The sequence below is a fragment of the Brevundimonas sp. genome (assembly GCF_027487935.1).
Lineage (GTDB): Bacteria > Pseudomonadota > Alphaproteobacteria > Caulobacterales > Caulobacteraceae > Brevundimonas.
In genome coordinates, this window is the sequence record NZ_JAIYCP010000033.1 from 134,560 (window position 1) to 160,154 (window position 25,595).

The 25,595-nt window shown below is 67.6% G+C and carries 25 protein-coding genes and 2 pseudogenes; 21 read left to right on the plus strand and 6 right to left on the minus strand.

From position 1 onward, the window contains the following. Positions 1–113: 113 nt before the first annotated feature. The 9 genes from Q0053_RS12735 to Q0053_RS12775 all read left to right on the plus strand — a co-directional run bounded on the left by Q0053_RS12735 (position 114) and on the right by Q0053_RS12775 (position 9,780). Positions 114–1,532: an ATP-binding protein gene (locus tag Q0053_RS12735; RefSeq protein ID WP_298100728.1), complete on the plus strand. Its 1,419-nt coding sequence runs from the start codon at positions 114–116 to the stop codon at positions 1,530–1,532. A 136-nt stretch (positions 1,533–1,668) separates the two neighbouring features. Beyond that, positions 1,669–3,111, plus strand: coding sequence for a phosphate ABC transporter permease subunit PstC (pstC, locus tag Q0053_RS12740; protein WP_298100729.1), 1,443 nt, complete (start codon positions 1,669–1,671; stop codon positions 3,109–3,111). Beyond that, positions 3,104–4,390 carry a phosphate ABC transporter permease PstA gene (gene pstA, locus Q0053_RS12745; RefSeq protein ID WP_298100731.1) on the plus strand — a complete coding sequence of 429 codons (1,287 nt, stop codon included), beginning with the start codon at positions 3,104–3,106 and terminating at the stop codon, positions 4,388–4,390. The genes pstC and pstA overlap by 8 nt, the downstream gene beginning before the upstream one ends. 4 nt (positions 4,391–4,394) lie before the next feature. Beyond that, positions 4,395–5,279, plus strand: coding sequence for a phosphate ABC transporter ATP-binding protein PstB (gene pstB, locus Q0053_RS12750; protein ID WP_298100733.1), 885 nt, complete (start codon positions 4,395–4,397; stop codon positions 5,277–5,279). A gap of 10 nt (positions 5,280–5,289) precedes the next feature. Further along, positions 5,290–6,012 (plus strand): phosphate signaling complex protein PhoU, encoded by a 723-nt coding sequence (phoU, locus tag Q0053_RS12755; RefSeq protein WP_298100735.1) that lies wholly within the window; start codon positions 5,290–5,292, stop codon positions 6,010–6,012. A gap of 17 nt (positions 6,013–6,029) precedes the next feature. Continuing rightward, complete coding sequence (gene phoB, locus Q0053_RS12760) at positions 6,030–6,719, plus strand: phosphate regulon transcriptional regulator PhoB (protein WP_298100820.1); 690 nt, start codon at positions 6,030–6,032, stop codon at positions 6,717–6,719. A gap of 200 nt (positions 6,720–6,919) precedes the next feature. Beyond that, entirely contained in the window at positions 6,920–7,495 is a 576-nt protein-coding gene (locus tag Q0053_RS12765) for a hypothetical protein (RefSeq protein WP_298100736.1), read from the plus strand. Between the two features lie 30 nt (positions 7,496–7,525). Next, positions 7,526–9,361, plus strand: a complete 1,836-nt coding sequence (locus tag Q0053_RS12770; protein WP_298100739.1) for a gamma-glutamyltransferase family protein — start codon at positions 7,526–7,528, stop codon at positions 9,359–9,361. Continuing rightward, the gene (locus Q0053_RS12775) at positions 9,361–9,780 is read left to right on the plus strand and encodes a hypothetical protein (RefSeq protein ID WP_298100741.1); all 420 of its coding nucleotides are present in this window, start codon (positions 9,361–9,363) and stop codon (positions 9,778–9,780) included. The genes Q0053_RS12770 and Q0053_RS12775 overlap by 1 nt, the downstream gene beginning before the upstream one ends. Here the strand turns inward: Q0053_RS12775 and Q0053_RS12780 are convergent. Continuing rightward, positions 9,775–10,710: an Hsp33 family molecular chaperone gene (locus Q0053_RS12780; RefSeq protein WP_298100743.1), complete on the minus strand. Its 936-nt coding sequence runs from the start codon at positions 10,708–10,710 to the stop codon at positions 9,775–9,777. The two genes, Q0053_RS12775 and Q0053_RS12780, sit on opposite strands and share 6 nt — an antisense overlap. Before the next feature lie 152 nt (positions 10,711–10,862). Here Q0053_RS12780 and Q0053_RS12785 point away from each other — a divergent pair, with 152 nt between their 5' ends. The 6 genes and pseudogenes from Q0053_RS12785 to Q0053_RS12805 all read left to right on the plus strand — a co-directional run bounded on the left by Q0053_RS12785 (position 10,863) and on the right by Q0053_RS12805 (position 19,065). Further along, positions 10,863–12,269 (plus strand): SDR family oxidoreductase, encoded by a 1,407-nt coding sequence (locus Q0053_RS12785; RefSeq protein WP_298100746.1) that lies wholly within the window; start codon positions 10,863–10,865, stop codon positions 12,267–12,269. A 418-nt stretch (positions 12,270–12,687) separates the two neighbouring features. Next, positions 12,688–13,215: pseudogene (locus Q0053_RS13295) on the plus strand (HAD-IB family phosphatase); the annotation flags it as partial. Positions 13,216–13,323: 108 nt separating this feature from the next. After that, positions 13,324–14,580: a phosphoglycerate dehydrogenase gene (gene serA, locus Q0053_RS12790; protein WP_367276691.1), complete on the plus strand. Its 1,257-nt coding sequence runs from the start codon at positions 13,324–13,326 to the stop codon at positions 14,578–14,580. A gap of 89 nt (positions 14,581–14,669) precedes the next feature. Then, on the plus strand, positions 14,670–16,481 hold the full coding sequence (locus Q0053_RS12795) for an autotransporter domain-containing protein (RefSeq protein ID WP_298100750.1): 1,812 nt from the start codon (positions 14,670–14,672) through the stop codon (positions 16,479–16,481). 39 nt (positions 16,482–16,520) lie between these two features. Beyond that, the gene (locus Q0053_RS12800; RefSeq protein WP_298100752.1) at positions 16,521–16,712 is read left to right on the plus strand and encodes a M23 family metallopeptidase; all 192 of its coding nucleotides are present in this window, start codon (positions 16,521–16,523) and stop codon (positions 16,710–16,712) included. A gap of 70 nt (positions 16,713–16,782) precedes the next feature. After that, positions 16,783–19,065 carry an ATP-binding protein gene (locus tag Q0053_RS12805; protein ID WP_298100754.1) on the plus strand — a complete coding sequence of 761 codons (2,283 nt, stop codon included), beginning with the start codon at positions 16,783–16,785 and terminating at the stop codon, positions 19,063–19,065. A 72-nt stretch (positions 19,066–19,137) separates the two neighbouring features. On the opposite strand, the gene Q0053_RS12810 is transcribed toward Q0053_RS12805, so the two are convergent. Together Q0053_RS12810 and aceA are read right to left on the minus strand one after the other, a co-directional pair. Further along, positions 19,138–19,347, minus strand: coding sequence for a hypothetical protein (locus tag Q0053_RS12810; RefSeq protein WP_298100756.1), 210 nt, complete (start codon positions 19,345–19,347; stop codon positions 19,138–19,140). Between the two features lie 11 nt (positions 19,348–19,358). Next, entirely contained in the window at positions 19,359–20,639 is a 1,281-nt protein-coding gene (aceA, locus tag Q0053_RS12815; protein ID WP_298100758.1) for an isocitrate lyase, read from the minus strand. Positions 20,640–20,793: 154 nt separating this feature from the next. Between aceA and Q0053_RS12820 the strand changes: the two genes are divergently transcribed. Genes Q0053_RS12820 through Q0053_RS12830 form a run of 3 tightly spaced genes read left to right on the plus strand, consistent with a single transcriptional unit; the run spans position 20,794 to position 22,878 of the window. After that, positions 20,794–22,236 carry a short-chain fatty acyl-CoA regulator family protein gene (locus tag Q0053_RS12820; RefSeq protein WP_298100760.1) on the plus strand — a complete coding sequence of 481 codons (1,443 nt, stop codon included), beginning with the start codon at positions 20,794–20,796 and terminating at the stop codon, positions 22,234–22,236. A gap of 28 nt (positions 22,237–22,264) precedes the next feature. Further along, entirely contained in the window at positions 22,265–22,585 is a 321-nt protein-coding gene (locus Q0053_RS12825; RefSeq protein ID WP_298100762.1) for a hypothetical protein, read from the plus strand. Further along, complete coding sequence (locus Q0053_RS12830) at positions 22,582–22,878, plus strand: type II toxin-antitoxin system RelE/ParE family toxin (protein WP_298100764.1); 297 nt, start codon at positions 22,582–22,584, stop codon at positions 22,876–22,878. The genes Q0053_RS12825 and Q0053_RS12830 overlap by 4 nt, the downstream gene beginning before the upstream one ends. Here Q0053_RS12830 and Q0053_RS12835 read toward each other — a convergent pair. Continuing rightward, positions 22,879–23,109: pseudogene (locus tag Q0053_RS12835) on the minus strand (WYL domain-containing protein); the annotation flags it as partial. A gap of 148 nt (positions 23,110–23,257) precedes the next feature. Between Q0053_RS12835 and Q0053_RS12840 the strand changes: the two are divergent. Together Q0053_RS12840 and Q0053_RS12845 are read left to right on the plus strand one after the other, a co-directional pair. Further along, positions 23,258–23,578, plus strand: coding sequence for a hypothetical protein (locus Q0053_RS12840; RefSeq protein ID WP_298100766.1), 321 nt, complete (start codon positions 23,258–23,260; stop codon positions 23,576–23,578). Next, on the plus strand, positions 23,575–23,871 hold the full coding sequence (locus Q0053_RS12845) for a type II toxin-antitoxin system RelE/ParE family toxin (RefSeq protein ID WP_298100768.1): 297 nt from the start codon (positions 23,575–23,577) through the stop codon (positions 23,869–23,871). The genes Q0053_RS12840 and Q0053_RS12845 overlap by 4 nt, the downstream gene beginning before the upstream one ends. Here Q0053_RS12845 and Q0053_RS12850 read toward each other — a convergent pair whose 3' ends face one another. After that, on the minus strand, positions 23,872–24,858 hold the full coding sequence (locus Q0053_RS12850; RefSeq protein WP_298100770.1) for a WYL domain-containing protein: 987 nt from the start codon (positions 24,856–24,858) through the stop codon (positions 23,872–23,874). Positions 24,859–24,942: 84 nt separating this feature from the next. On the opposite strand from Q0053_RS12850, the gene Q0053_RS12855 reads away from it, so the two are divergent. Further along, the gene (locus Q0053_RS12855) at positions 24,943–25,173 is read left to right on the plus strand and encodes a hypothetical protein (RefSeq protein WP_298100772.1); all 231 of its coding nucleotides are present in this window, start codon (positions 24,943–24,945) and stop codon (positions 25,171–25,173) included. A 4-nt stretch (positions 25,174–25,177) separates the two neighbouring features. Here Q0053_RS12855 and Q0053_RS12860 read toward each other — a convergent pair whose 3' ends face one another. Beyond that, entirely contained in the window at positions 25,178–25,582 is a 405-nt protein-coding gene (locus Q0053_RS12860; RefSeq protein ID WP_298100773.1) for a DUF1801 domain-containing protein, read from the minus strand. Positions 25,583–25,595 lie beyond the last annotated feature (13 nt).

Here is a 25,595-nt window from a genome sequence, read left to right on the forward strand (position 1 = left end):
CTTAGGTGTGTAAAGGTTGTTTGACAAGCCGAACTCGCCTCAATGAAGCTCCGTTGTCATGAATTCCGTGTCATGTTCCCGACAGACGAGTCGCGCGTCCCATGAAAGCGTGAATGCCCTACGAAGACTTCCCCTCTCCCGTGGCTCCCCAGGCCGGATCCCGTTTGTGGACCGCCGGTGCCAGCACAGGGATTGCCATCGCGGTGCTGCTCGGCCTGGCCGTCTACCAGCCGGATCTGGCGCCCTGGCTGCTGGCAGGCGCGGCCCTGACCGGCATCACGGCATGGCTGCTCAACCGGAACCCGCCGGCATCGCCCGCGGCCTCGCCGGAGCCCGGCCTGGCCCCGTCCGGGTCAACCGAGGAGGCCGGGTCCTCCTTGCTGGAGGGTGTTTTCGAGGCCCTGGCCGACCCGGTCCTCGTCGTGTCGGGCGGCGAGGCGGACGACATCGCCGGGCGTCGGATCGTCCTGGCCAATGCCGCGGCCCGCGACCTGCTCCGTATTCAGCGCGAAGGGGGTCTGCTGGTCCCGGTCCTGCGCGATCCGGCCGTGCTGGAGGCCGTGGACGAAGCCCTGTTCGGCGGGTTGACCCGCACGACCGACTATGCCGGCGTCGGTGCCCAGACCCGGCACTGGCGGGCGATGACCCAGCCCCTCGCCCGGGCGCATCCGGAACCCCTGGCCCTCGTGGTCCTGCGCGACGAGACCGATGTGCGCCGCATGGAGCTCATGCGTGTGGACTTCCTCGCCAACGCCAGCCACGAGCTGAAGACACCGCTGGCCTCGCTCTCGGGCTTCATCGAGACGCTCAAGGGCCATGCCCGCGACGACCCCAAGGCGCGCGACCGATTCCTCGACATCATGGCCACCCAGGCCGACCGGATGAGCCGACTGGTCTCCGATCTGCTGTCACTCAGCCGCATCGAGCTGAATGAACACATCCCGCCTTCCGGCCGGGTCGATCTGGCCCGCGCCACGGCCGACGTCGTCGATGCGGTCAGTGTCCTGTCCGTCGAACGCAATGTCGTCATTCAGGTCGAGTACCGCGACATCATCGCGCCCGTGAACGGCGACCGGGATGAAATCCTGCAGGTCGTCCAGAACCTGGTCGACAACGCCATCAAATACTCCCCCGCGGGCGGGACGGTCGAGATCATGATCCGGCCCAGTATCGCGCTCGACGAAGCCGCCGCCCCCCGGTCCGGTGGCAGTCGTGGCGAGGGAGCCACCCGCTTGCCGTTGGTCACACCGGACCGGGAAGCCGGCGGCCAGCGCTTCGCCGCCGTCACCGTCCGGGATCACGGTCCGGGTCTGGCCCGCGAGCACCTGCCGCGCCTGACCGAACGTTTCTACCGTGTCGAAGGCCAGAAGAGCGGCGAGCGGCAGGGAACAGGCCTCGGGCTCGCCATCGTCAAACACATCGTCAACCGCCATCGCGGCGGGCTGACCGTCGAGAGTGCCCCGGGGGAGGGCGCGGCCTTTACGGCCTACTTCCCGGTGGCGCCCGGGCGGGACACCGTGACAACGGCGTGACAGACGGACCGCTCACCGCCCACGACGTAACAGAACTGTCATCCCCTCGTCGTAATCCGCTGACCATTCCGGGGCAGTTATCGGCCGGGGGCGAGCCGGGCGACCGGACGGCCCGATTCTGTTCTCCCGGACGCCGATGACCTGGCTTTTTCTGCCGATCCTTATCGCCGCAGCCTTCGCCGCCTATCTCGGCGGGCGGGCGATGGCGCGCCGGCGCGGCCAGGCCCTGCAGGCCGGAGAACGTTCCCATTCCCGTCCCGGTCAGCATGGGGCCTATGCCCTGATCTGGACCGTGGTTCCGGCCATGGTCGTGCTGTTGGCGGCGGCCGTCTTTTCACCCGACATCGAGCAGCAGCTGACCGCCACGGGCGCGCCCGAAGCCGTCCAGCAGCTTGAGCCCTTCCGCCGCGAGGCCTTCTTTGCCGACGCCCGCGCCGTCGGCGAGGGACGCCCGGCCGTGCAGATCTGGACGGCACCCTTCGCTGAACTGCTTCCGGTAGAGGGCCGGCGCGCCGCCCGGATCAGCCAGATGCTGGATCTCGGTGGCATCGTCGGTGCCGCCCTAGCCGCCTTGCTGGGGGCGCTGTTTGTCTTCGGCCAGATCCGTCCGGGCATGCGGGCACGAAACCGGGTCGAGGGCTGGATCGTCGGCCTTCTGTTCGCCTGCTCGGCCGTCGCCGTCCTGACCACCGTCGGCATCATCACCTCCCTGGTCTACGACTCCCTGCGTTTCTTCTCCGCCATCCCGGTCGCCGATTTCCTGTTCGGAACCCAGTGGAGCCCCCAGACCGCGATCCGTGCCGACCAGGTGGGTTCCACCGGAGCCTTCGGTGCCCTGCCCCTCTTCGCCGGCACCTTCCTGATCATGCTGATCGCCATGGCGGTGGCCGCACCGGTCGGATTGTTCGCCGCCATCTATCTGTCGGAATACGCCGGGCCGGTCTTCCGCGCGACGGTCAAGCCGGTGCTGGAAATCCTCGCCGGTGTGCCGACCGTGGTCTACGGCTTCTTCGCCGCCCTCACCGTCGGTCCGGCCTTCCGTGAATTCTTCAACGGACTGGGTGCCCTGATGATCGGCGGACCGCTTGACGGTCTCGGCCAGTATCTGCTGCTCGTGCAGAACCAGATGGCGCTCGTCGCCGGCGCGGTCATGGGCATCATGTTGATCCCGTTTGTCAGCTCCCTGTCCGACGACATCATCAACGCCGTGCCCCAGTCGCTGCGTGACGGGTCCTATGCCATGGGCGCGACCCGCTCCGAGACGGTCAAGCGCGTCCTGCTGCCCGCCGCCCTTCCCGGCGTCGCCGGAGCCATGCTGCTGGCCATGTCGCGTGCCATCGGCGAGACCATGATCGTCACCATGGCCGCAGGTCTCGCCGCCAGCCTGACCCTGAATCCCCTGGATACCGTCACCACCGTGACCGTCCAGATCGTGACCCTGCTGACCGGGGACCAGGAGTTCAACAGCACCAAGACCCTGTCCGCCTTCGGCCTCGGCCTGACCCTTTTCCTCGTGACCCTGGTGCTCAACATCGTGGCCCAGCGCATCGTGCAGACCTACCGGCAACAGTATGACTGAGACCCGTGTTACGTCCGAAATGCGCGCGGCCCGCCTGCGGGCAGGCCTGAAGAAGCGCTATGCCCGCGAAGGCCGGTTCAGGCTCTACGGCCTGCTCGCCATCGGCGTGGCCGTCGGCTTCCTGCTCCTGCTGCTGGGCCGGATCATCGAACAGGGCCACACGGCCTTCTACACCCACTCCGTCACCGTCCCCGTCTATATGGACCCCGCCCGGATCGACCGGGCCTATCCGCAGGGCACGAATTTCCAGCTGCTGGTCGCCGAACAGCAGCTGGCCCGGATGGGAATTGCCGACAATGCGGCGGGGACCAAGGCCACGGCCCTGCGCAGCCTGTTCTCGTCGGAACTCAAATTCGCCGCCGCCGCCCGGATCCAGAGCAACCCCGAACTGATCGGCCAGACCGTAACGATCACCGCGCCGGTGTCCGACGAGGCCGACCTCTACTTCAAGCACGAGATCTCGCGTGATACGCCCGCCGACCAGCGCCGTCTCAGCGACGAACAGATCGGCTGGCTGGACCAGATGAAGGCCTCCGGTCTGGTCACAGCCCATTTCAACAGCGGCCTGTTCACCAAGGGCGACTCGACCGAGCCGGAGCTGGCCGGGGTGCTGGGGGCCGTCGTCGGCTCCGTTATGATGCTTCTGGTCACCGCCCTCATCGCCATCCCGCTGGGCGTCGGGGCTGCCGTTTATCTGGAAGAGTTCGCGCCACGCGGCCGGATCACGGACCTGATCGAGGTCAATATCAACAACCTCGCCGCCGTGCCCTCGATCATCTACGGCCTGCTCGGCCTGGCCCTGTTCATCAACTGGATGCACCTGCCGCGCGCCAGCCCGCTGGTCGGCGGCCTGGTTCTCGCCCTCATGGCCCTGCCGACCATCATCATCGCGACCCGGTCGTCGCTGAAGGCCGTTCCGCCGTCGATCCGCGAGGCGGCCCTGGCCATGGGCGCGTCAAAGACCCAGACCGTGTTCCAGCACACCCTGCCGCTCGCCATGCCCGGCGTCATGACCGGTGCCATCATCTCCATGGCCCATGCCCTGGGCGAGACCGCGCCGCTGCTGCTGATCGGCATGGTCAGCTTCATCCCCGGCATTCCGTCCGCCATCGGCGAGCCCAGCGGGGCCCTGCCCTCCCTCGTCTACATCTGGGAAAATGCTTCGGAGCGCGCCTTTCATGAGCGCACGGCCGCAGCCATCCTTGTCCTTCTCGCCTTCATGATCGTCATGAACGCCGCCGCCATCTTCCTGCGCCGGCGCTTCGAACGCCGGTGGTAGCCCGATGAAATTCCAGATCTTCCGCACGCAGGAGAGCGATCACGGTCACAAGGCGCCGCAGGATACGCAGCGCGAGCCTGCACCGGCCATGGCGGTCCCCACGGCCTCCCATCGCGGCGGCGGACCCGTCGGCCCGACCAAGATCGAGGCCCGCGACGTCTCGGTCTTCTACGGGGCCAAACAGGCGCTGCACGAGGTCACACTGGATATCCCGGATAAGACGGTCACCGCCCTGATCGGCCCGTCCGGTTGCGGCAAGTCGACCTTCCTGCGGACCATGAACCGCATGAATGACACCATCACCGGGTGCAAGGTGACCGGCCGCATCGAAATGGACGGTGAGGACATCAACGACCGCTCGGTCGATCCCGTCCTGCTCCGCGCCCGCGTCGGCATGGTGTTCCAGAAGCCGAACCCCTTCCCCAAGACCATCTTCGAAAACGTCGCCTATGGTCCCCGCATTCACGGTCTGGCGGCCTCGAAAGCCGAGCTCGAGGGCGTCGTCGAGGCTTCCCTGAAACGCGCCGGTCTCTGGGAAGAGGTCGCCGACCGCCTGCACTCGCCGGGCACCGGCCTGTCCGGCGGCCAGCAGCAGCGTCTGGTCATCGCCCGCGCCATCGCGGTCGAGCCCGAAGTCATCCTGATGGACGAGCCCTGCTCGGCCCTGGACCCCATCGCCACCGCCAAGATCGAGGAACTGATCGACGAGCTGCGCGAACGCTACTGCATCGTCATCGTCACCCATTCCATGGCCCAGGCCGCACGGGTCAGCCAGCGCACTGCCTTCTTCCACCTCGGCCGACTGGTCGAGACGGGAGACACCGAGGATATCTTCACCAATCCGCGGGAACGGCGCACGCTCGACTACATCACCGGCCGCTTCGGCTAGGACTGCCCGCATGCCCCAACACACGGTCAAGGCCTATGGAGACGAGCTCAACCAGCTGACGGCAGAGGTCGCCCGTATGGGCGGTCTCGCCGAGGCCCAGGTGGCTGACGCCGTCGATTCCGTCGCCCGCCGTGACGTTGCCCTCGCCCGTGCCGTGGTGGATCGCGACGCCCGGCTGGACGCCATGCACCGCGACATCGAGCGCAAGGCCATTCGCCTCATCGCCCTGCGTCAGCCGGTCGCCTCCGACCTGCGCCGCACCCTGGCGTCGATGAAGCTGGCCATGGACCTCGAACGCACCGGGGATCTGGCCAAGAATATCGCCAAGCGCGGCCTGATCCTGGCCGAGGGTGAGCCGATGCAGCCCCTGACCCGTTCGATCGAGCGGATGGGCAAGCTGGTCTCCATGCGTCTGCGCGACGTGCTCGACGCCTATGCCGCGGCCGAGATCGACCGGGCCATCGCCGTCTGGAACACCGACGACGAGGTCGACGAACACTACAACGCCCTGTTCCGCGAGCTGCTGACCTACATGATGGGCGACCCGCGCACGATCACCGCCGGCACCCATCTGCTGTTCATGGCCAAGAACCTTGAGCGCATCGGCGACCACGCCACCAACATCGCCGAAACCATCTACTACGAGATCACCGGCCAGGAGTTCATGGGCGAGCGCCCGCGCTGGAACCCCGACGCCGCTGAAGCCGCGCCCGAACCGCTGTCGCCCGTCTGAATCCGGAGAATATGCCCGTGCAGCCCTATGTTCTGGTTATGGAAGACGAGGACGCCCTGGCGACCCTCCTGTCCTACAACCTCGAAAAGGAAGGCTACCGCGTCGTGGTCGCCGCCGACGGCGAGGAAGGCATGCTCCAGATAGAGGAGCGTCTGCCCGACCTCGTCCTGCTGGACTGGATGCTGCCGAAGCTGTCGGGAATCGAGGTCTGCCGGCGTATTCGCGGCAAGTCCGAGACCCGCAACATGCCGATCATCATGCTGACGGCGCGGGGCGAGGAAAGCGACCGCATCCGCGGCCTCGACACCGGGGCCGACGACTATCTGACCAAGCCCTTCTCGATGAGCGAGCTGATCGCCCGCATCCGCGCCGTCCTGCGCCGCATCCGCCCGGGCCTGGCCGATGACCGCCTCAACCACGGCGACATCGTCATCGACCGCGTCGCCCACCGCGTCCGCCGCGCCGGCAATGAGATCCACCTCGGCCCGACCGAGTTCCGCCTGCTCGACCATCTGATGCAGCACCCCGGCCGCGTCTTCAGCCGCGAACAGCTGCTCGACGCCGTCTGGGGCTCGGACGTCTATGTCGAGGCCCGCACCGTCGACGTCCACGTCGGCCGCCTGCGCAAGGCCCTGAACGTCGAGGGCACGGTCAATCCGATCCGCACGGTCCGGTCGGCAGGCTATTCGCTGGATCTCGGGGGGTAGCCCCACTGCTATCGTCATCCCGGCGAAGGCCGGGACCCAGCGGCGCCGCGACGGCGGCGAAACACCGTCCTGTGGTTCAGCGTCGCTATCCGGACCGTCTGCGCCTTCGACAGTGTCGCGCTCCCGCGCGCCGCTGGGTCCCGGGGTTCGCTTCGCGCCCCCGGGATGACGATAGCCGGATTGCGTTCTAGGCTGTCTCCATGACGACCGATCACGATGCACGCATGATGGCTCACCTGCTCGGCCTGCTTGAGCCTCATGGCATCGGTGCCGACCGGCTCACCATCGCTTACGAGGACGATCTGCAAGACTACGACGTCCTGATCAGTGGCGGCGAACTGTCCGACGCTCAGATCGCCGCCATCTGGGAAGCGATGCACCTGGGCGGCTGCCCGCGATTCACCGACGCTCGCAACACTGACCGATGGCATGAAGCCTTGCGCCGCGAGGGCCTCAAGATACTGAAGGCGCAAGCCGCCGAGGCGCGTCTCAGGCACCCCGACATTCCCCGGTTTGATCGTGCCACCCGGACCCTGCTCGAATTCGTCCACGCACTGGAAATCTGGTCCGGAGCCGAGCCGGGATCGACCCTGACCGTGACTGGCGATCAAGCGGTGCTTGCGCAGTTCAATGGCCCGCCACCCGATTTCGCGGCCATCCAGAAACATCTTGTTGTGAAGGCGATCCTCGCTGACGAGGACATCGAGGTCCTGCAACTGATCGGAATGGACAGCGGCGCGGACCCAGAGTCTTCACACCAACACGGAACCCGCTAGGGTCCCCTCCTCAGTTCGAGGAGCCGTCCCATGCGCCGTCGCACCTTCCTTTCGACCCTTCCCGCCGGAGCCTTGCTGGCCGGGGCGACCGCAGCCGGGGCCGGCAGCCCGCCTGCCCCTGCCGCCGCGCCGCGCGCGCCTCAGGCCGCCGCCACCGACCCCTTCGCCGGCATCGGCCCCGGCAACCGCAACAGCGGTGTCCAGTTCGTCGGTCGGTCGACCGTCTGGGGTGCCAACGGGGCCGCCGCCACGGCCCATCCGCGCGCCACCCTGATCGGTATCGACACGCTGCGGCGCGGCGGTTCGGCCATCGATGCGGCCATCGCCATCAACGCCGCCCTCGGCTTCCTCGAGCCCACCGCCAACGGCATCGGCGGCGACGCCTTCTGCATGCTGTGGGACCCGGCGCAGCGGAAGGTCGTCGGCTTCAACGGTTCGGGCAACAGCCCGCTCGGCCTGTCCCTCGAAACCGCCCGGTCGAAGAAGGCTGCGGACGGCTATCTGCCGCCCTATGGCGCTGTCACGGTCAATGTCCCGGGCACGGTCGACGCCTGGTGGGCCGCCCATCAGCGCTACGGCAAACTGCCGTGGGCTGAGGTCCTCCTGCCCGTCGCCGAGCTGTGCGAAGAGGGCGTGCCCATGCCCCAGCTGATCGCCTGGTATCTCCAGCGCAACATGGCCGGCTTCGACCGCCGCGCCGCGATCATCGAGGAGAACGACAACCGCAAGAAGGTCTATGCCCCCGACGGCCGCACCCCCCGGGTCGGCGAGGTCTTCGCCAATCCCGACCTCGGCCGCACCTACCGGATGATCGCCGAGGGCGGTCGCGACGCCTTCTATGAGGGGGCCATCGCCGAACACATGGAACGCTATTTCCGCCGCATCGGCGGCTGGATGACCAGGGCCGATCTGGCCCCGCACCGCACCGAATGGGTCGAGCCGATCCGCACCGACTACCGCGGCGTCGAGGTCTATGGCCTCGGCCCCAACACCCAGGGCCTGTCGACCAATCAGATCCTCAACATCTGCGAACAGTTCGACCTCAAGGGCATGGGCTTCCAGTCCGCCGCCTCGATCCACCATCAGGCCGAGGCCAAACGTCTGGCCTTCGAGGACCGGGCGAAATGGTTCGCCGACGACCGCTTCAGCCGCACCCCCGTCGAATGGCTGAACTCCAAGGCCTATGCCGCCGAACGCGCCGCCCTGATCCGCCCCGACCGGGTCATGGACCGCGCCTTCCCCGGCGATGCGCCCACGCAAGGTGACACCACCTATTTCAGCGTCGCCGACAAGGACGGCATGATGGTCAGCTGGATCCAGTCCAACTATCGCGGCATGGGCTCCGGCCTGGTCCCCGACGGCCCGGACGGCTCGACCCTGGGCTTCATGTTCCAGGATCGCGGCGAACTGTTCGCCCTGACCGACGGTCACCCCAACGTCTATGCCCCCGGCAAACGCCCCTTCCACACCATCATCCCGGGCTTCGCCTGCAAGGACGGCGAACCCTGGATGGCCATGGGCGTCATGGGCGGCGGCATGCAGCCGCAGGGTCAGGCCCAGATCATCATCAATATGGTCGACTACGGCCTCGACCCGCAGGAGGCCGGCGACAGCCCCCGCTGGCAGCACGAGGGCTCGTCGGAGCCGACGGGCCATCCGTCCGAAGGCGTCGGCGTCCTGCATCTCGAAACCGGCGTCCCGGCCGCGACCAGGGCGCAACTGGCGGCCATGGGCTGGGTGCTGGGCGGGCCCAACGGCGGCTTCGGCGGCTATCAGAATGTGGTGCGGCAGGCGAACGGCCGCGGACCCTGGACCTATGGCGCGGCGACCGAGATGCGCAAGGACGGGATCGCCCTGGCGTATTGATGGCGGACATCGACCTCACCGGCCGCTGGACCGGCGTCTATTTCTACCCCGTGGACCCGGTCCATAATCCCTTCGACGACTGCCCGCCGACGCCGTTCCTCGCCGAGCTGAGCGATGTCGCAGGCACGGTGACGGGCACGACCTCGGAGCCGGACGTGATGTACGATGCCTCGGCCATCATCCCGTCCGTCATCGACGGCAGCCATGACGGCAGCACCCTTCGCTTCGTCAAGTTCAGCGACGCGCCGGAAGGCTTTGAAGACGCGATCCACTACGAAGGGGCCATCTCCAGCGATGGTCTGACCGTCGAGGGTCGATGGAGCATCCTTGATGATTGGTCGGGGACGTTCCGGATGCAGCGTCAGTCGGGCGTGGCGGCCAGTCTCGAAGCCGAGGCGGCGGACAGCCTGGCCCTATAGGACCTGGCCCGCCACCACCTCTTCCGGCGCCAGGTCATAGACCGTCGCGCAGTATTCGCAGGTCACACGGATCTTGCCGTCGGCCTCGACCATGTCGGCCCGCTCGGCCGGGTCGAACGAGGTCAGCACCCCTGCGATCCGCTCACGCGAGCAGCGGCACTGGGCCACCAGGGCCAGGGCATCCTCCAGCCGCACCCCGTCTTCATGGAACAGGCGGAACAGCAGGACTTCAGGCGTGATCGTCGGATCCAGCAGTTCGTCATCGGCCAGGGTCTGGAACAGGGCCCGCGAGCGGTCCCAGGCCTCCTCGGTCGAGCCGCGCGCCTCATCGCCGGCGATCAGCTGGATCAGCGCCCCGCCGGCACGCCAGCCGACGCCCTCATCGGTCACCACCGAGCCGACCGCCAGCCGCACCCGGGTCGGGATCTGTTCGGACTGCTGGAAATAGTGTTCCGCCGCCAGCGACAGGCTCTCGCCCTCGATCGGGGTGATGCCCTGGGTCCGTTCGAAGTCCGGGCCGCGATCCAGCGTCATCACGAACACCCCCTGCCCCAGCAGCGAGCGCGCGCCGGGGCGGGCAAAGCCCTGCGACGCCGCCGCCACCTCGGCCTCGTCGAACCGGCAGTAGCCGCGCATCTGGCCGTCGGTGCCATAGTCAGCGACCACATAGCGAACCGGCCCGTCGCCCTGCGCCTGCACGATCAGCCGGCCCTCGAACTTGAGGCTGGAGCCCACCAGGGCGGCAAGCGCGCAGGCCTCGCCCAGCAGGGCCGCAACCGGCTCGGGATAGGCATGGGCCGACAGGATGGTGTCGATGGTCTGGCCCAGCCGCACGATCCGGCCACGCACAGGCCAGCCCTCGATCTGGAAGGCAGCGGCCAGATCGTCGGCGGGCGCGGTGGCGGCGTGGTCATGCGCCTGATCGGTCACGGTCGGTCCTTGGAAAGCGGCGGGGGCGGCGAAGCGACGTCAGATAGGCGCACCAGTCGCGAATGATAAGACCTGCGTGCTACAGCAGGAACCGGCGCGGGTTCGGCACCCGTCCCAGCCACCCGTTCTGACCACACCGACCCGGCGGTTTCATGACCAAAGCGACGCTCAAGCCCCTGAACCAGCAGTCCATTGTCATCACCGGTGCCACCTCCGGCATCGGGCTGGCGACAGCGCGCCGCGCCGCGCGGGCCGGGGCCTGTGTTTTCCTGATCGCGCGCAGCGAAGCCGATCTGAAGGCCCTGACCGAGGAACTCCAGGCCACCGGTGCGCGGGCCGCCTGGGCCGTGGCCGATGTGGCCGACCATGCCGCCCTGTCCGAAGCGGCCGGGAAGTGCGTGCGCCTGTTCGGCGGCTTCGACACCTGGGTCAACAACGCCGGCGTCTCGATCTACGGCACCATCAGCGTGACCAGCCTGGAAGACCAGCGACGGCTGTTCGAGACCAACTACTGGGGCGTGGTCAACGGCTCGCTGGTGGCGGCAGAGCATCTGCGCAAACGCTACAACGGCGGGGCCATCGTCAATGTCGGATCGATCCTGTCGGACGCGCCCCTGCCCATCCAGGGCGTCTATTCGGCCTCCAAACATGCGGTGAAGGGATTCACCAACGCCCTGCGCATGGAGATGATGCGCGAACAGGCCCCGATCACGGTCAGCCTCGTCAAGCCGGCCGCGGTCGACAGCGCCTTCAGCAAGCACGCGCGCAACCTGACCGGCTATGCGACCCAGAACCCCCAACCGGTCTATGCGACCCATGTGGTGGCCGACACCATCCTGTACTGCGCCAGCCACCCGATCCGCGAGATCACCGTCGGCGGTGGCGGCCGGCTGATCGCCAGCTTCTATTCGGTCCTGCCCGGTCTGGCGGAACCACTCTTCGCCCGGTTCGCTCCGTCACTGATGCGGGACAGGCGCTCGGCCTGGGAACCGGACGAAGACGGGCTCTACGACCCGGGCGAAGACGGCCGCGCGGAAGAGGTTCACTATCCTATGGTCCGCCAGTTCTCCGCCCTCGCCGAAATCCGCAAACATCCCGGCATCTCCAGCGGCGTCGTCGCCGTCCTGGCCGGGATCGGCATCGCCGCCCTGCTGCTCAACCAGCGCAGCAGACCGACCCGCTCCGAGCGCCTGCGCGGCCGCATCTCCCACCGCGGCTGGATCGACACCGGGGCCCTGCATGACCGCTTTGGCGGCATGGCCCAGGCCCTTCGCCGGAGCCTGTCCGAGGCCGGCGAACGCGCGGCGGATCTCGGCGGCGACGCCCGCCATCGTGGCGAACAGGTCCTCCGCGGCGCACGACATTCCTCGCGCAAGGCCCTGAAGAAGCACGGCAAGACGGCGCAGCGTTACGCCCATGACGCCGGTACCTACGCCCGGGGCCATGCGAAGGAAGGCGGTGCCCTGCTGGCCCTGGCCACCATCGCCGCCGCCATCGGGGCCGCCGCCCTCGACGTCCGCCGCCCCGACAGCCGCATTCGCAAACTCGGCAAGTTCTAGGGCTGACTTCAGTCGATGACGGTCCGAGCTTTTGTCATCCCCGACGGAGCGAAGCGAAGATCGGGGACGGTTCAAACACCCATTCTCTGACCTCCCGGACAGCCCGCTTGGGCTGAGCCGGGAGCAAGCCTGCCACTGCACGGGAAGCACCGGATTGTTCCGCGCGCATTGATGCGGTGCCAACGGCCGCAGCAACCTCCGCCCGTCTCCCGGCTCAGCCCAAGGGGGCTGTCCGGGAGGGGCCACAGGAGTGACCTAAGCGGTCCCCGATCTTCGCTTCGCTACGTCGGGGATGACAAGGGGCCAATGCCACCCCACACCGAGATCATTCCGGATCCAGTTAGACGCTCTGGACTCTGTTTTCCGTCAGCCGTCGCCAGCTATTGCTGCAAGTGCGAAGGTCGGCCAAGGTCCCTGCATGGCTGAGCCGACCACCTATGTCTTCGATTTCGATTCCACCCTCGTGCGCATCGAGACGCTGGAGGCCCTGGCCGACATCGCCCTGGCCGGGGTCCCCGACGCCGCCGCGATCCGCGCCGAGGTCGCAGCCCTGACCGATCAGGCCATGACCGGCGAGCTGCCGTTCGGCGAGGCCCTGAAACGACGCCTCGCCCTCCTGCCCCTGACCCGGGACCATGTCGCCGAACTGGCCGCCCGCATCCTCGATGAGGGCACACCCTCGGTGCGCCGCAATCTGCGCTTCTTCCGCGAGCATGCGGGCCGGATCGTCATCCTGTCGGGCGGTTTCCGCGAGATCATCGCCCCCCTCGCCGCCCATCTCCACGTCCCGGCGGAACAGGTGCTCTGCAATGACCTGCTCCATGACGCCGAAGGCCGGGTCACGGGCGTCGATCAGGCCAATCCCCTGTCACAGGCCGGCGGCAAGCCCCTCGTCCTCCGTGGGCTGGGCCTGACCGGCCCCGTGGTCATGATCGGCGACGGCTGGACCGATGCCGAGGTCAAGCTGGCCGGGGCCGCCGATCGCTTCCACGCCTTCACCGAGGTCGTGCGCCGTGAGCGGGTCGTCGCCGCCGCCGACGCCGAGGCCCCGTCGATGGACGAGTTCCTGCATGCCGAGGGCCTCGCCGGCCGTTGGTCCTACCCCCGCGCCCGCATCCGCATCCTGCTGCTCGAGAACATCCATCCCGCCGCCGTCGAGCGGCTTGAAGAAGCGGGCTATTCGGTCGAATCGCACAAGGGGGCGCTGGACGAGGACGCCCTGGTTGAGGCGGTTCGCGGCGTCCATGTGCTGGGCGTCCGCTCCAAGACCCAGGTCAGCGCCCGCGTGCTGGAGGCCGCCGATCGTCTGATGGCCGTGGCCGCCTTCTGCATCGGCACCAACCAGATTGACCTCGAGGCCGCGGCCGGCCGGGGCGTGGCTGTGTTCAATGCCCCCTATTCCAACACCCGATCCGTGGTCGAACTGGCCGTCGGCCTGACCATCGCCCTGCTGCGTGACCTGGCCGACAAGTCCGCCGCCATGCACCGCGGCCAGTGGAACAAGTCCGCGACCGGCTCGCGCGAGCTGCGCGGCAAGACCCTCGGCATCATCGGCTATGGCGCCATCGGCTCCCAGCTGTCCGTTCTGGCCGAAGGCCTCGGCATGCGGGTCATCTTCCACGACCTGACCGAACGCCTGGCCCTCGGCAACGCCCGTCGCATGGCCTCGCTCGACGCCGTTCTGGCCGAAAGCGACGTGGTCAGCCTTCATGTCGACGGCCGCACCGAAAACACCGCCCTGATCGGCGCGACCCAGCTGTCGCGCATGAAGCAGGGCGCCCTGCTGCTGAACCTGTCACGCGGTCATGTGGTCGATGTCGGGGCCCTGGCCCAGGCCCTCGGCTCCGGCCGAATCGGCGGCGCGGCGGTGGATGTCTTCCCCGAGGAGCCCGCCACCAACGCCGACCCGTTCGACAGCCCCCTGCGCGGCCTGCCCAATGTGATCCTGACGCCCCATATCGGCGGCTCGACCGAAGAGGCCCAGGAGGCCATCGGCGAATTCGCCGCCGAACGGCTGCTGGCCTATCTGAACCGGGGCGACACCACCTTCTGCGTCAACCTGCCGAATGTGCAGCTGGCCGAGGTCGACGGGGCCCACCGCATCCTGCACATCCACCGCAACCAGCCGGGCGTGCTGGCCGAGTTGAACCGGGCGCTCGCGACCGCCGGGCTGAACATACTGGGCCAGCATCTGAAGACCGACGAACGCACCGGATATGTGATCACAGACGTCGATCGCGACTATGATCCGGAGGCCTTGCACGGCCTTCGCACTGTGGCCGGAACGCTGCGGTTCCGCACCTTGCATTAAAACCTTACCCAGCGGCATCTTGCGCGCGTGCGAAACGGGCGCACAATGTGAATAACGGTCGCATGATGACGGCCGAAGGAGGATCATCGATGTCTCGTTTTCTGCGCCATGCTGCGCTTGCTGCCCTGACGGTCGCCGCAGCCGGCACCATCGCTTCTGCCGCCAGCGCCCAGAGCTACAGCCGCCTGGTCGTTTTCGGCGACAGCCTGAGTGACAACGGCAACCTGTTTGCCGCAACCGGCGGTGCCTCCCCCGGCGCGCCCAATTTCCAGGGCCGGTTCTCGAACGGTGCCGTGTTCACCGAGCGGCTGGGCTTTACCGCAGGCCGATATGCCGCCGGCGCTTCCGTCACCGGCAGCATCAACTACGCCTTCGGCGGCGCGCGCACCGACACCCAGGCCTTGCCGCTCGGCATGCGCAACCAGCTCCTGGCCTATACGGGCGCGGGCGGCACCTTCCGCTCGACCGATCTGGTCAGCATTCTCGGCGGTGCGAACAACATCTTCCAGGGCCTGCCGGCCGCCGGTGCCTCGTCGAACCCGACCGGTGCCATCACGCCCGTCGTCACAGCGGCCGTCGCTGACATGGCCTTCCTGGTCAACAGCATTGCGGCCGCCGGTGCCGGTACGATCCTGGTCGGCAACATTCCGAGCCTCGGAAACGCGCCGGCGTTCCGTGGCACCGCCGCTGCTCCGCTGGCCGAGTTTGCCGGTACCTCGTTCAACAGCGGCCTGCTCAACGCAATGATGACGACGGCGGCTGCCCGCCCGGGCACCAACATCATCCTGTTCGATATCTTCAAGATCGGCACGACCCTGACCGCAAATCCGGGAGCCTTCGGCCTGACCAATGTCACCGATGCCTGCTTCAACGGGGTCACGGTCTGCGCAACGCCCAACACCTATCTGTTCTGGGATAGCGTCCACCCGACCGCCGCCGGCCACCAGCTGATCGCCCAGCTGGCCAATGACTATCTCTACTATGGCGACATCGGTGCCCAATCGACCGTTCAGGCGGAAACCTCCTTCCGCCAGCGTGAGGACCTGCTCGACCTCGCCAGCGAAGGCATGTCCGGACGCGCCGCATGGCAGGCCGGAACCAACCTGACCTTCGGCGCCATCGCCGGCAGCGTCGAGACCGATGCCCGTGGCTCCGTGGCCGCTTCTGACACCACCGGCTACGGCTTCCGGGTCGGGGTGGACCATGTCATGTCACCGAGCGCGCGCTTCGGCTTCGCCGGGACCCTCCACACCGCCGATGTCGAGGCGGGAGCCATGATGTTCGACGTCAAGACCTATGCCTTCGACCTCTACGGCGGCTGGCGCTCGGGCGAGACCTTCATCAACGCCACGGTGGGCGGCTCAATCGATCACTATGACGACATCACCCGCCTCACCTCGCTGGCACCGGTCGTCCATACCGGCGAGACCACGGGTGGCAGCCTCGGTGCCCGCGTTCAGGGCGGCGTGTGGATGAACATGGGCGGTATCGCCCTGTCGCCGCGGGTTGCGCTCAACTGGGGTTCGACCGACGTCAACGGCTATATCGAACAGGGTCCGGCGGCCCAGTACAGCTACCAGGACCGTACGGTCCAGGCCGCCAGCGGCGAGATCTCGCTGCGAGCCGAAGGTGGCGACGAGGGCATGAGCTTCTTCGTCGAGGGGGGTTATCGCGACAGCTTCGCTGACAACAGTGACGCCGTGCGCACGGGGATCGCCGCCAACCCGGCCCAGATCCTCGCCCGCGAGATCGACGACCCGTTCGGCGGTTCGATGATCGCCTCGGCCGGTATCGAAGCCGATGTGGGACCGATGAAAATGACCGTGGGCTACCGGGGTCGCTTCGGCGACAGCGCCGACAGCCATGTGGGTGCGGTGACCTTCCGCATGCCGCTGCCGTAGGGCTTACAGACCGTCAGAACAGGGCGCGCGGCCTTCCGGTTGCGCGCCCTTTTTTGTTGCCCGGGTGCGACGTACTGCCGCCCCGCCTGCCCGGGTGACGATATCGGACTCGTCGGCTCAACCGGCCGTTCGACAGGCCCGCATCTGCATTTCGAAGTGCGGCGCGGCGACCGTCAGGTCAACCCGGTCAAGGTCATGGGCCGCACCTTCGAAGTCGTGATCGCTACCTGACGAAAGCCCGGTCCCTGACCACGGTTTCTTCACCCCTTTGGTGCCAGGATGGGTCGCGAAGGGGGGCGTTTTGGACCACATCCTGTATTCCATCACGACCGAACATGATTACCGCTGGCTTCTGGCCGCCGGCTTAATCTGCGTCCTGGGGCTGACGACCGCGATCGATCTGCTGGTCACAGCCAGCCAACTGCCCGCCGCCCGACGGCAAAAGCGCATTGCCCTCGCCGCCCTGATCTCGGGACTCGCCGTCTTCACGGCCCATTTTGTCGCCTTGAACGGCTACCAGCCGGGCCAGGAAATCCGCTACGCCGTCTGGCCGACGGTCGGTTCGCTGGTCCTGGCCCTCGGCGGCTTCAGCCTGGCGGCCGTGGTTGTCATGCTCCGCCCGACCCGGGCCCGCCGCGCCGGCGCAGCCCTTGTCGCCTTTTCCGGCGTCGCCGGAATGCATTTCCTCGGTATCTCAGGCCTTGGCCTGGCAGGGACCATCAGCTGGGAGCCGGGCCTGGCGCTCCTGTCAGTTTTCGGCGCATTGATCATCGCCTTTATCGGCGGCGGCGTGGTGTTTGGCCCGGGTCTTTCGCGCAGGGTGGCCACGGCGGTCTGCGGATCGATCGCGATGGCCTTTCTGCACCTGACGGCCCTGAGCGCGATGGTGATCACACCACGGACCCTCGCTGACGCCGGCCCGACCGTCTCCAGCGGGGTCATGACAAGCGTCATTGTGGCCATGGTTCTGGCCATTGTCGGGGTCGCCGCCATGATCGGCTGGACGACCTGGGTCACGCATTCAGCGGCCCTGAAGCGTTTGCGCGAGGCGCTGGACGCCATGCCGGACGGCATGGCCTTCTATGATGAGGAAGATCGGCTGGTTCTCTGGAACCAGCGCTATGCCGAGGCCAACCCGGAACTGACGTCGAAGCTGAAGGCCGGCATGACGTTCCGCGAAATCATCCAGATCGGTCTCGACGAGGATCTCTACAGCGACGCACGGGGACGTCAGGCGGAATGGATCCAGGAGCGGCTCGAATCGCGCCGGGCCCTGACGACAACCATCGAACAGCGGACCACGGACGACCGTTGGCTCAGGATTTCTGACCGTCGTACGTCAGCCGGCGGCATCGTCACCGTCTGCACCGATATCACCGATCTCAAGAACGACGCCCGGGCCCTGTCCGAGGCACGCGATATCGCCCAGTCGGCAAACAGTGCGAAGAGCCAGTTCCTCGCCAATATGAGCCACGAGATCCGCACGCCCCTCAACGGCGTCATCGGTCTGGCCCAGGTCCTGGCCAAAACCCCCCTCTCGACCCAACAGGCTGAGATGCTGGAACTGATCCAGTCCTCCGGCAGAACGCTCCAGGCGCTGCTCAGCGACATTCTCGACCTCGCCCGGGTCGAATCGGGACGTCTGGAGCTGGCGAACGAGCCCTTTCATCTCGGCCGGGCCGTCCGTGAGGCGGCCCAGCTTCATGAGAGCTCAGCAGAGGCCAAGGGCCTGCAATTCTTCGTCGAGATCGACGAGCAAACGGACCGGTGGATCCTCGGCGACATCGTCCGGGTCAAACAGATCCTCACCAACCTTGTGTCCAATGCGGTCAAATTCACCCAGACCGGATTCGTCAGCCTGACCGTCGCGCCCGGGCCGGACCGGGACGGGACACCGACACTTCGCTTCTCGATCGAGGACACCGGCATCGGCTTCGACAGCAAGACGCGCGAGCGTCTGTTCAGCCGCTTCGAACAGGCCGACGGAGCCATCACACGCCGCTTCGGGGGCTCCGGCCTGGGGCTCGCCATCTCCCGCCAGCTGGCCGAGATGATGGGCGGCGACCTGGACTGCGAAAGCGAACCCGGCGGTGGCTCGGCCTTCATTCTCACCATCCCCTTCAGTCCGGCAGAAGCGCCGGTCGCAGCGCCCGGCCAGGTCCTCGAACCGGCCAGTGACGAGCCCCCCATCGTCCGCGTCCTGCTGGCCGATGATCATCCCATCAATCGCAAGTTGGTGGAGATGATCCTGTCCGGGGCGAACACGGAACTGACCTCGGTCGAGAATGGTGCCGAGGCGGTCCGGGCCTGCCACGACCGTGACTTCGACATCATCCTGATGGACATGCAGATGCCGGTCATGGACGGCCTCAGCGCGACCCGGGAGATCCGCCTGCACGAGGCGGCCATGGGTCTGGGCCGGACGCCCATCGTCATGCTCACGGCCAACGCCCTCGCCGACCATATCGCCTCGGCCGAAGCCGCCGGTGCCGATCACCATCTGGCCAAGCCTTTCGACGCCGCCGAACTGCTCGAGCTCATCACCACCCTGCCGCGCCCCGGCGCGGCTTCCGAGGCCGCCTAGAGCCCGATCCTGAAGCGAAGTCCGGACCTTGCCGGACGACGCGCCAGACCGCCTTCACGCCCGAACAACACCCTATTCGTAGCCGTGCGCGGCCTCGTTGATGACCTGCGACGGCATCCGCGAAAAGTCGACGCTGACCGGCTGGGCGGCCTTGGCCCGGAAGGTCTTGATCACGTGTTCAAGGCGGCGGCGCACCTCGCGCTCGGCCTCGGTGCCCGTGTCCAGATTGAGCGGGGCAAGGCAGAAATCGATGATGGCCGTGGGGTTGTTCAGGGGCTGCATGGTCTCTCTCCTTACTCGGCTGCCACGAACTGGGCGGTCTCGGTGGAATCCTTCAGGGCCGTGGTCGAGGACTGGCCGTTCGAGATGACGGTGGCGACCTGGTCGAAATAGCCGGTGCCGACCTCGCGCTGGTGGCGGGTGGCCGTATAGCCGGCGGCCTCATTGGCGAACTCGCGCTGTTGCAGCTCGGAATAGGCCGCCATGCCGCGGTCGCGGTAGCCGCTGGCCAGTTCGAACATGCCGTTGTTCAGGCTGTGGAAGCCGGCCAGGGTCACAAACTGGAATTTGTAGCCCATGGCCCCCAGCTCACGCTGGAATTTGGCGATGGTCTCGTCGTCCAGCCTGGCCTTCCAGTTGAACGACGGCGAGCAGTTATAGGCCAGCAGCTTGCCGGGATGCTCCCTGTGCACCGCCTCGGCGAAGCGGCGGGCGTCGTCCAAATCGGGGTGGGAGGTCTCCCACCACAGCACATCAGCGTATCTGGCATAGGCCAGGCCGCGGGCGATGCAGTGATCCAGCCCCGTTCCGGCCTTGAGGCGGAAGAAGCCTTCGGGCGTGCGGTTGTCCGGGTCGATGAAGGGCCGGTCGCGCTCGTCAACGTCCGAGGTGATCAGCTGGGCGCTCTCGGCGTCCGTCCGGGCCACGATCAGGGTCGGGGCCCCCATGACGTCTGCGGCCAGACGCGCGGCGATCAGATTACGCTCATGCGCCTGGGTGGGGATCAGCACCTTGCCGCCCAGGTGTCCGCATTTCTTCTCCGAGGCCAGCTGGTCCTCGAAATGCACGCCCGCAGCCCCCGCCTCAATGAAGGCCTTCATGATCTCGAAGCTGTTCAGCGGCCCGCCGAAGCCGGCCTCTGCATCGGCCACGATCGGGGCGAACCAGTCACGCTTGGTCCCGCCCTCGGCGTGTTCGATCTGGTCGGCGCGTTGCAGGGTGCGGTTGATGCGACGGCACAGCTCCGGCGCGGCATTGGCCGGATACAGCGACTGGTCGGGATACATGGCCCCGGCGGTATTGGCGTCGGCGGCGACCTGCCAGCCGGACAGATAGATGGCCTTCAGCCCCGCCCGGACCATCTGCATGGCCTGGTTGCCCGTGACGGCCCCGAGCGCATTGATGTAGGGCTCCTGGTGCAGCAACTCCCACAGCCTGTTGGCCCCCCGTTCGGCAAGGGTATGGGTGATCGGCACCGAACCGCGCAGGCGACGTACGTCCTCCGGCGTATAAGGCCGCTCGATGCCGTCGAAACGGCCGACGGGTGACGGAACAAGGTGGGCGAAGCTGGTCATGTCGGTCTCGTCTCGGAGCGTGCGGCCATCGCCGCGGGTCTCGAGAAGCAGACCATGCCGAAGTCATGACTTATACAGGACGGTCGGGATTTTTCATGTCATTTTGTCATTTTATGACATGGACTTGGCAGTCATTTCGTGACTAACTGCGACCATGGACACTGCCGCTGACCGCAAGCTGTTCCTCGGCGGCCGCCTCAAGCGGCTGCGGCGCGATCTCGCCCTGACCCAAACCGCCATGGCCGGCGATCTCGGCGTCTCCCCCTCCTATCTGAACCATATCGAGCGTAACCAGCGCCCCGTCTCGGCCCAGCTGCTGCTGCGGCTGGCCGACACCTATGACGTCGACCTGCGCACCCTGGGCCAGTCCGCCGGGCCGGCCTCCGAAGCCGAACTGGCCGAGGCCCTGGCCGATCCGGTCTTCCAGGGCCTGACGGTGCCGCGCCACGAGATCGTCCAGCTGGCCGAGGACCAGCCCGCCGCCGCCGACGCCCTGCTGCGCCTCTACCGCGCCTTCACCGACCGCCGTGCCCGCGACGGAGCCGAAACCGGCCCCGGCGACGACAGCCCGTCCGACTGGGTCCGCGAATACATCCAGTCACGGCGCAATCATTTCCCCGAACTCGACATCCTCGGGGAAACCCTGGCCCAGGCGCTCGCCGCCGATGCCCCCGGCGAACCGTTCGAGACCCGGGTCCGCGCCCGCCTCCAGGCCCTGCACGGCCTCAGCGTCCGCACCCTGCCCGCCGAGGTCATGGTCGAATGGACCCGCCGCTTCGATCCGCACCGCAACCGCCTGCTCCTGTCCGAGACGCTCGGCCCCGCCTCCCGCGCCTTCGCCGTTGCCTTCCAGCTGGCCCTGTCCGCGCATGACGCCGAACTGACCGCCATGACCGCCGCCGCCGCGGCCCCCGACGAGGCCACCCGCCGCCTGCTCAAGGTGTCCCTGACCAATACCCTCGCCGCCGCCATCCTGATGCCCTACGCCCCCTTCCAGCGCACGGCGGAGGAAACCGGCTACGACCTCGGCCGGCTGCAGGCCCGGTTCGGGGTCAGCTATGAACAGGCCGCCCACCGCCTCACCACCCTGTCGCGCCCCACCGCCCGCGGCGTGCCCTTCTTCCTCATGCGGGTCGATCAGGCCGGCAACATTTCCAAACGGTTCGCCTCGGGGGCCTTCCCCTTTTCCCGCTTCGGCGGCGCCTGCCCGCGCTGGCGGCTGCACTCTGCCTTCCGCACCCCCGGCCGCGTCGTCACCCAGATCATCGAGACCCCGGACGGCAGCCGCTGGTTCACCCTGGCCCGCACCGTCGATCGTCAGGGGCATGACGCCTCCACCGAGGGTCACGACCTCGCCATCGGCCTCGGCTGCGAGCTCAAACATGCTCACCGCCTGGCCTGTGCCCGTGGCCTCGACCTGACCGCACCCGAGGTCACCCCCATCGGCCCCGCCTGCCGCCTGTGTAACCGCCACCCCTGCGCCGAACGCGCCGCCCCGCCGATCGACCGCCCTCTGGTGGTCGACGACTGGGCCAAGTCGGTCAGCCCGTATCCGTTTGCGGGGGATGAGCGCTCACCACCTTGGATTGGTAGATGAGAGGTGACACATCTGATAGTATCACCCCATGGATCGCCGTCCCCTGACCCTCCCGCTGGATGCCGCCACCCTGGCGCGCGTCGAGGCCGCTGCCGCGGCTGAGGGGCTGTCGATCGAGGTCTGGATGGCCCGGCGCGTCATCGATGCCCTGCCCCCGCCCGGCGTCGCCGAAGACGCCGCACCGTTCGATCTGGCCGATCCCCGGACCGAGGCCGCGAAGCTCTATCAGGCTGAACAGGCCCGGATCGCCTTGGCGGAATACGACCGCACGGGCGTGTCTTTCCCGCTGGAGGACGTCCTCAAGACATTCGATGACGCTCTGGAGGCGGCGCTGGCCCGAAAGCGGTGATCTACCGCATTCAGCTGACCGCCCAGGCCGAACGGGACCTTGTACGGCTGGCAAACTTCCTCGGGGAGCGCAGTGAGCGCGCCGCTCGACGCGCCTCCCGTGACATCAAGGCCGCGCTTCGATCCCTGGCCCGCATGCCCGCCCGGGCGCGCCGAATCTCAGACGATCTCCACACCTTCCCGATCCGCTTCGGCCAGAGCGGCTACGTCGTCCAATTTCGGGTCAGGGACGACACGGTCGTGATCGCCCGTATCCATCACATGCGGGAAGATCGCCCGGCGACGGACGCCTGATCAGCCGGTCCTGTCCAGCGCCGCCTGCGCCGCCTTCAGAGCCTCGGCCATCATCGCCTTCAGCCGGACAGGCGCCACGATCTCGACCTGATCGCCCCAGCGGAACAGATGCCCGGCCAGCTCCCGCATGCCAGAGGCCCGGAACCGGACTTCGACGCCGCCATCCGGCGGATTCTCGACCGTCTGGGTCGGGGGCAAGCGCCAGGCCCGGGCCTCGGGGACACCGCCACCCCTGCGCCGAACGCGCCGCCCCGCCGATCGACCGCCCGCTGGTGGTCGACGACTGGGCCAGGTCGGTCAGCCCGTATCCGTTTGCGGGAACGTGGTCTTCTACCTTTGATTGGTAGAACAGCGGCCATACATCTGTTAGTATCACGGCATGGTTGAGCGTCCCCTGAAAATCGAGCTTGATGAGCGGACAGCGGTACGTCTGGCAACCGCCGCCGCCGCTGCGAGCCTGTCCGTCGAGGCCTATGTAATCGAGGTCATCAAAGCCGCCCTGCCCCCGCCCGGCGTCGCCGAAGACGCCGCGCCGTTCGATCCGGCCGATCCGCGGACCGAGGCCGCGAAGCTCTATCAGAGGGAACAGGCCCTGATCGCCCTGGCGGAATACGACCGCACGGGCGTGTCTTTCCCGCTGGAAGACGTCTTACGGGACGTACGCTTAGATCTGGAAGCAAGGCTGGCATCGAAGGCGTGAACTACCGGATCACCGTCGCACCGGAAGCGAGGGCGGACCTGTTCCGGCTCAATGCGTTTCTCGCGGGCAAGAGTGACGCAGCCGCCCGCCGGGCGATGGACGCGATCGATGCCGGTCTTCGATCACTGGGCGAGATGCCAAGTCGCGCGCCGGAAAACTCGGCTGGAATGCACACCTTCCCGATCCGCTTCGGCCAGAGCGGCTATGTCGTCCAGTTTCGGGTCAGGAACAACACCGTGGTGATCGCCCGTATCCATCACATGCGGGAAGATCGCCCGGCGGCCGACGCCTGATCAGCGGGTCTTGTCCAGCGCCGCCAGCGCCGCCTTCAGGGCCTCGCGCATCATGTCCTTCAGCCGCTCCGGCGCGACGATCTCGACCTGATCGCCCCAGCTGAACAGATGCCAGGCCAGCTCCCGCATGCCAGAGGCCCGGAACCGGACCTCGACCCCGCCGTCCGCCCGGTCCTCGACCGTCTGGGTCGGGTGCCAGCGCCAGGCCCGCGCCTCGGCGGCACCACCGGGCGTGACCCGCAGCACCACATCCTCGATCTCGTCCTGATAGATGCCGAACGACTGGCTGGCGAAGGCCTGCAGGTCGAAATCGGCCGGCGGGGCGGCCACCCCCTCCTCCGCCCGGACCGCGCTCATTCGGTCCAGACGGAAGGTCTGGATACGCCCGGTTTCCCGGTCCGCCGCGACCAGATAGTTGGCGCGACCGAACATCACCCCGCACGGAGCCACGCTGCGCCGCCGCGCCTCGGCCCCCGGCCGGCTGTAGATGAAGCCCAGCGGCTGTCCGGCCAGGATCGCCTGCCGGATCTCGGCCAGCACCGCCTCGTCCGCCGACGGCCGCGGCCCCGCCTGGATGGCGATCGTCTCCGCCCGCACCAGCGCCTCCAGATCGGGCGCCAGCCGGTTCAGGGTCGTCGAGCGCATGGCCGACTTCAGTTTTCTTTCCAGCCCCTCCAGCGCCGCCGCCCGGCCCTGTTCCCCCGCCGCCCGCAGCCCCTGCGCCGCCTTGCTCAGCTCGACCAGCTCCTCGGTGGTCGGGGCCTGTTCAAAGGCCGACAGACCGCCACGGATGCGCCAGCGTTTGGTCGGCGGATCCGACACCTCCTCGGCGGCGGGATAGAGGGCCAGCACGGCATCCCGCATCCGCTCGGCCGTGCGCCGCCCGACGCCACACTCCCGCGCCATCTCCTCCAGGGTCAGACCTTCGGCGCTGGCGGCCATGCGTCGCGCCAGTTCGATCACCACCGCTGCCTTGTCGTGTCTCATGGGGCGACGATGGCATACGTCCGATTTTGACGCAACGCTGTCTCAAGGTCACTTCAACAGAGACCCCCGCCCCGGAGACACCCCATGGCCCGCTCGTTCGCTCCTCACACCGCCGTCGCCGCCAGCCGCTATCTGATCGTGCCCTGCGAGGCCGACGGTTTCGGCGACCTGGCCGTGATCTGGGACCGGCTGGAGGAACAGGTGATCGACGTCATCGACGCCCGCCTGTCGGCCCGCTATGCCGACGAGGACGCCCTGTGGGACGAGGCCCGCCCGGCCTTCGACCCGGCCGAAGACTTCCGCATGGCGGCGTAACCCGTCAGTCCGGGTATTTGGCCCGCATATGGGCCAGGGAGGCGGCCACCAGTTCGCGCAGCACCCCCTCATCGACCGCATCCAGCCGGTTGATGTAGAGACAGCCCCCCTTGGTGCTGACCTTGCCCAGCCGCGCAATCAGGGCCTCCCGGGCGTCGAAATCACCCATCACATAAAGGACCAGCTGGGCCTTGCGCGGCGAAAAGCCGATCCGGGGCCAGTCCCCGGTCGGCCCCTTGTAGCTGTCATAGCCGATGATCGAAGGCCCCCACATGACCGGCGCAACGCCCGTCATCTCGCTCAGCAGGGCCTGCATGACCTCGGCATCCGCGCGGCGGCGGGGGTTGTCGACCGCAGCGATGAAATCGGCGACCGGCACATCCGTCGGCCGGGTCTTCGGCTCGGCCATCCGGCCCCTCCCC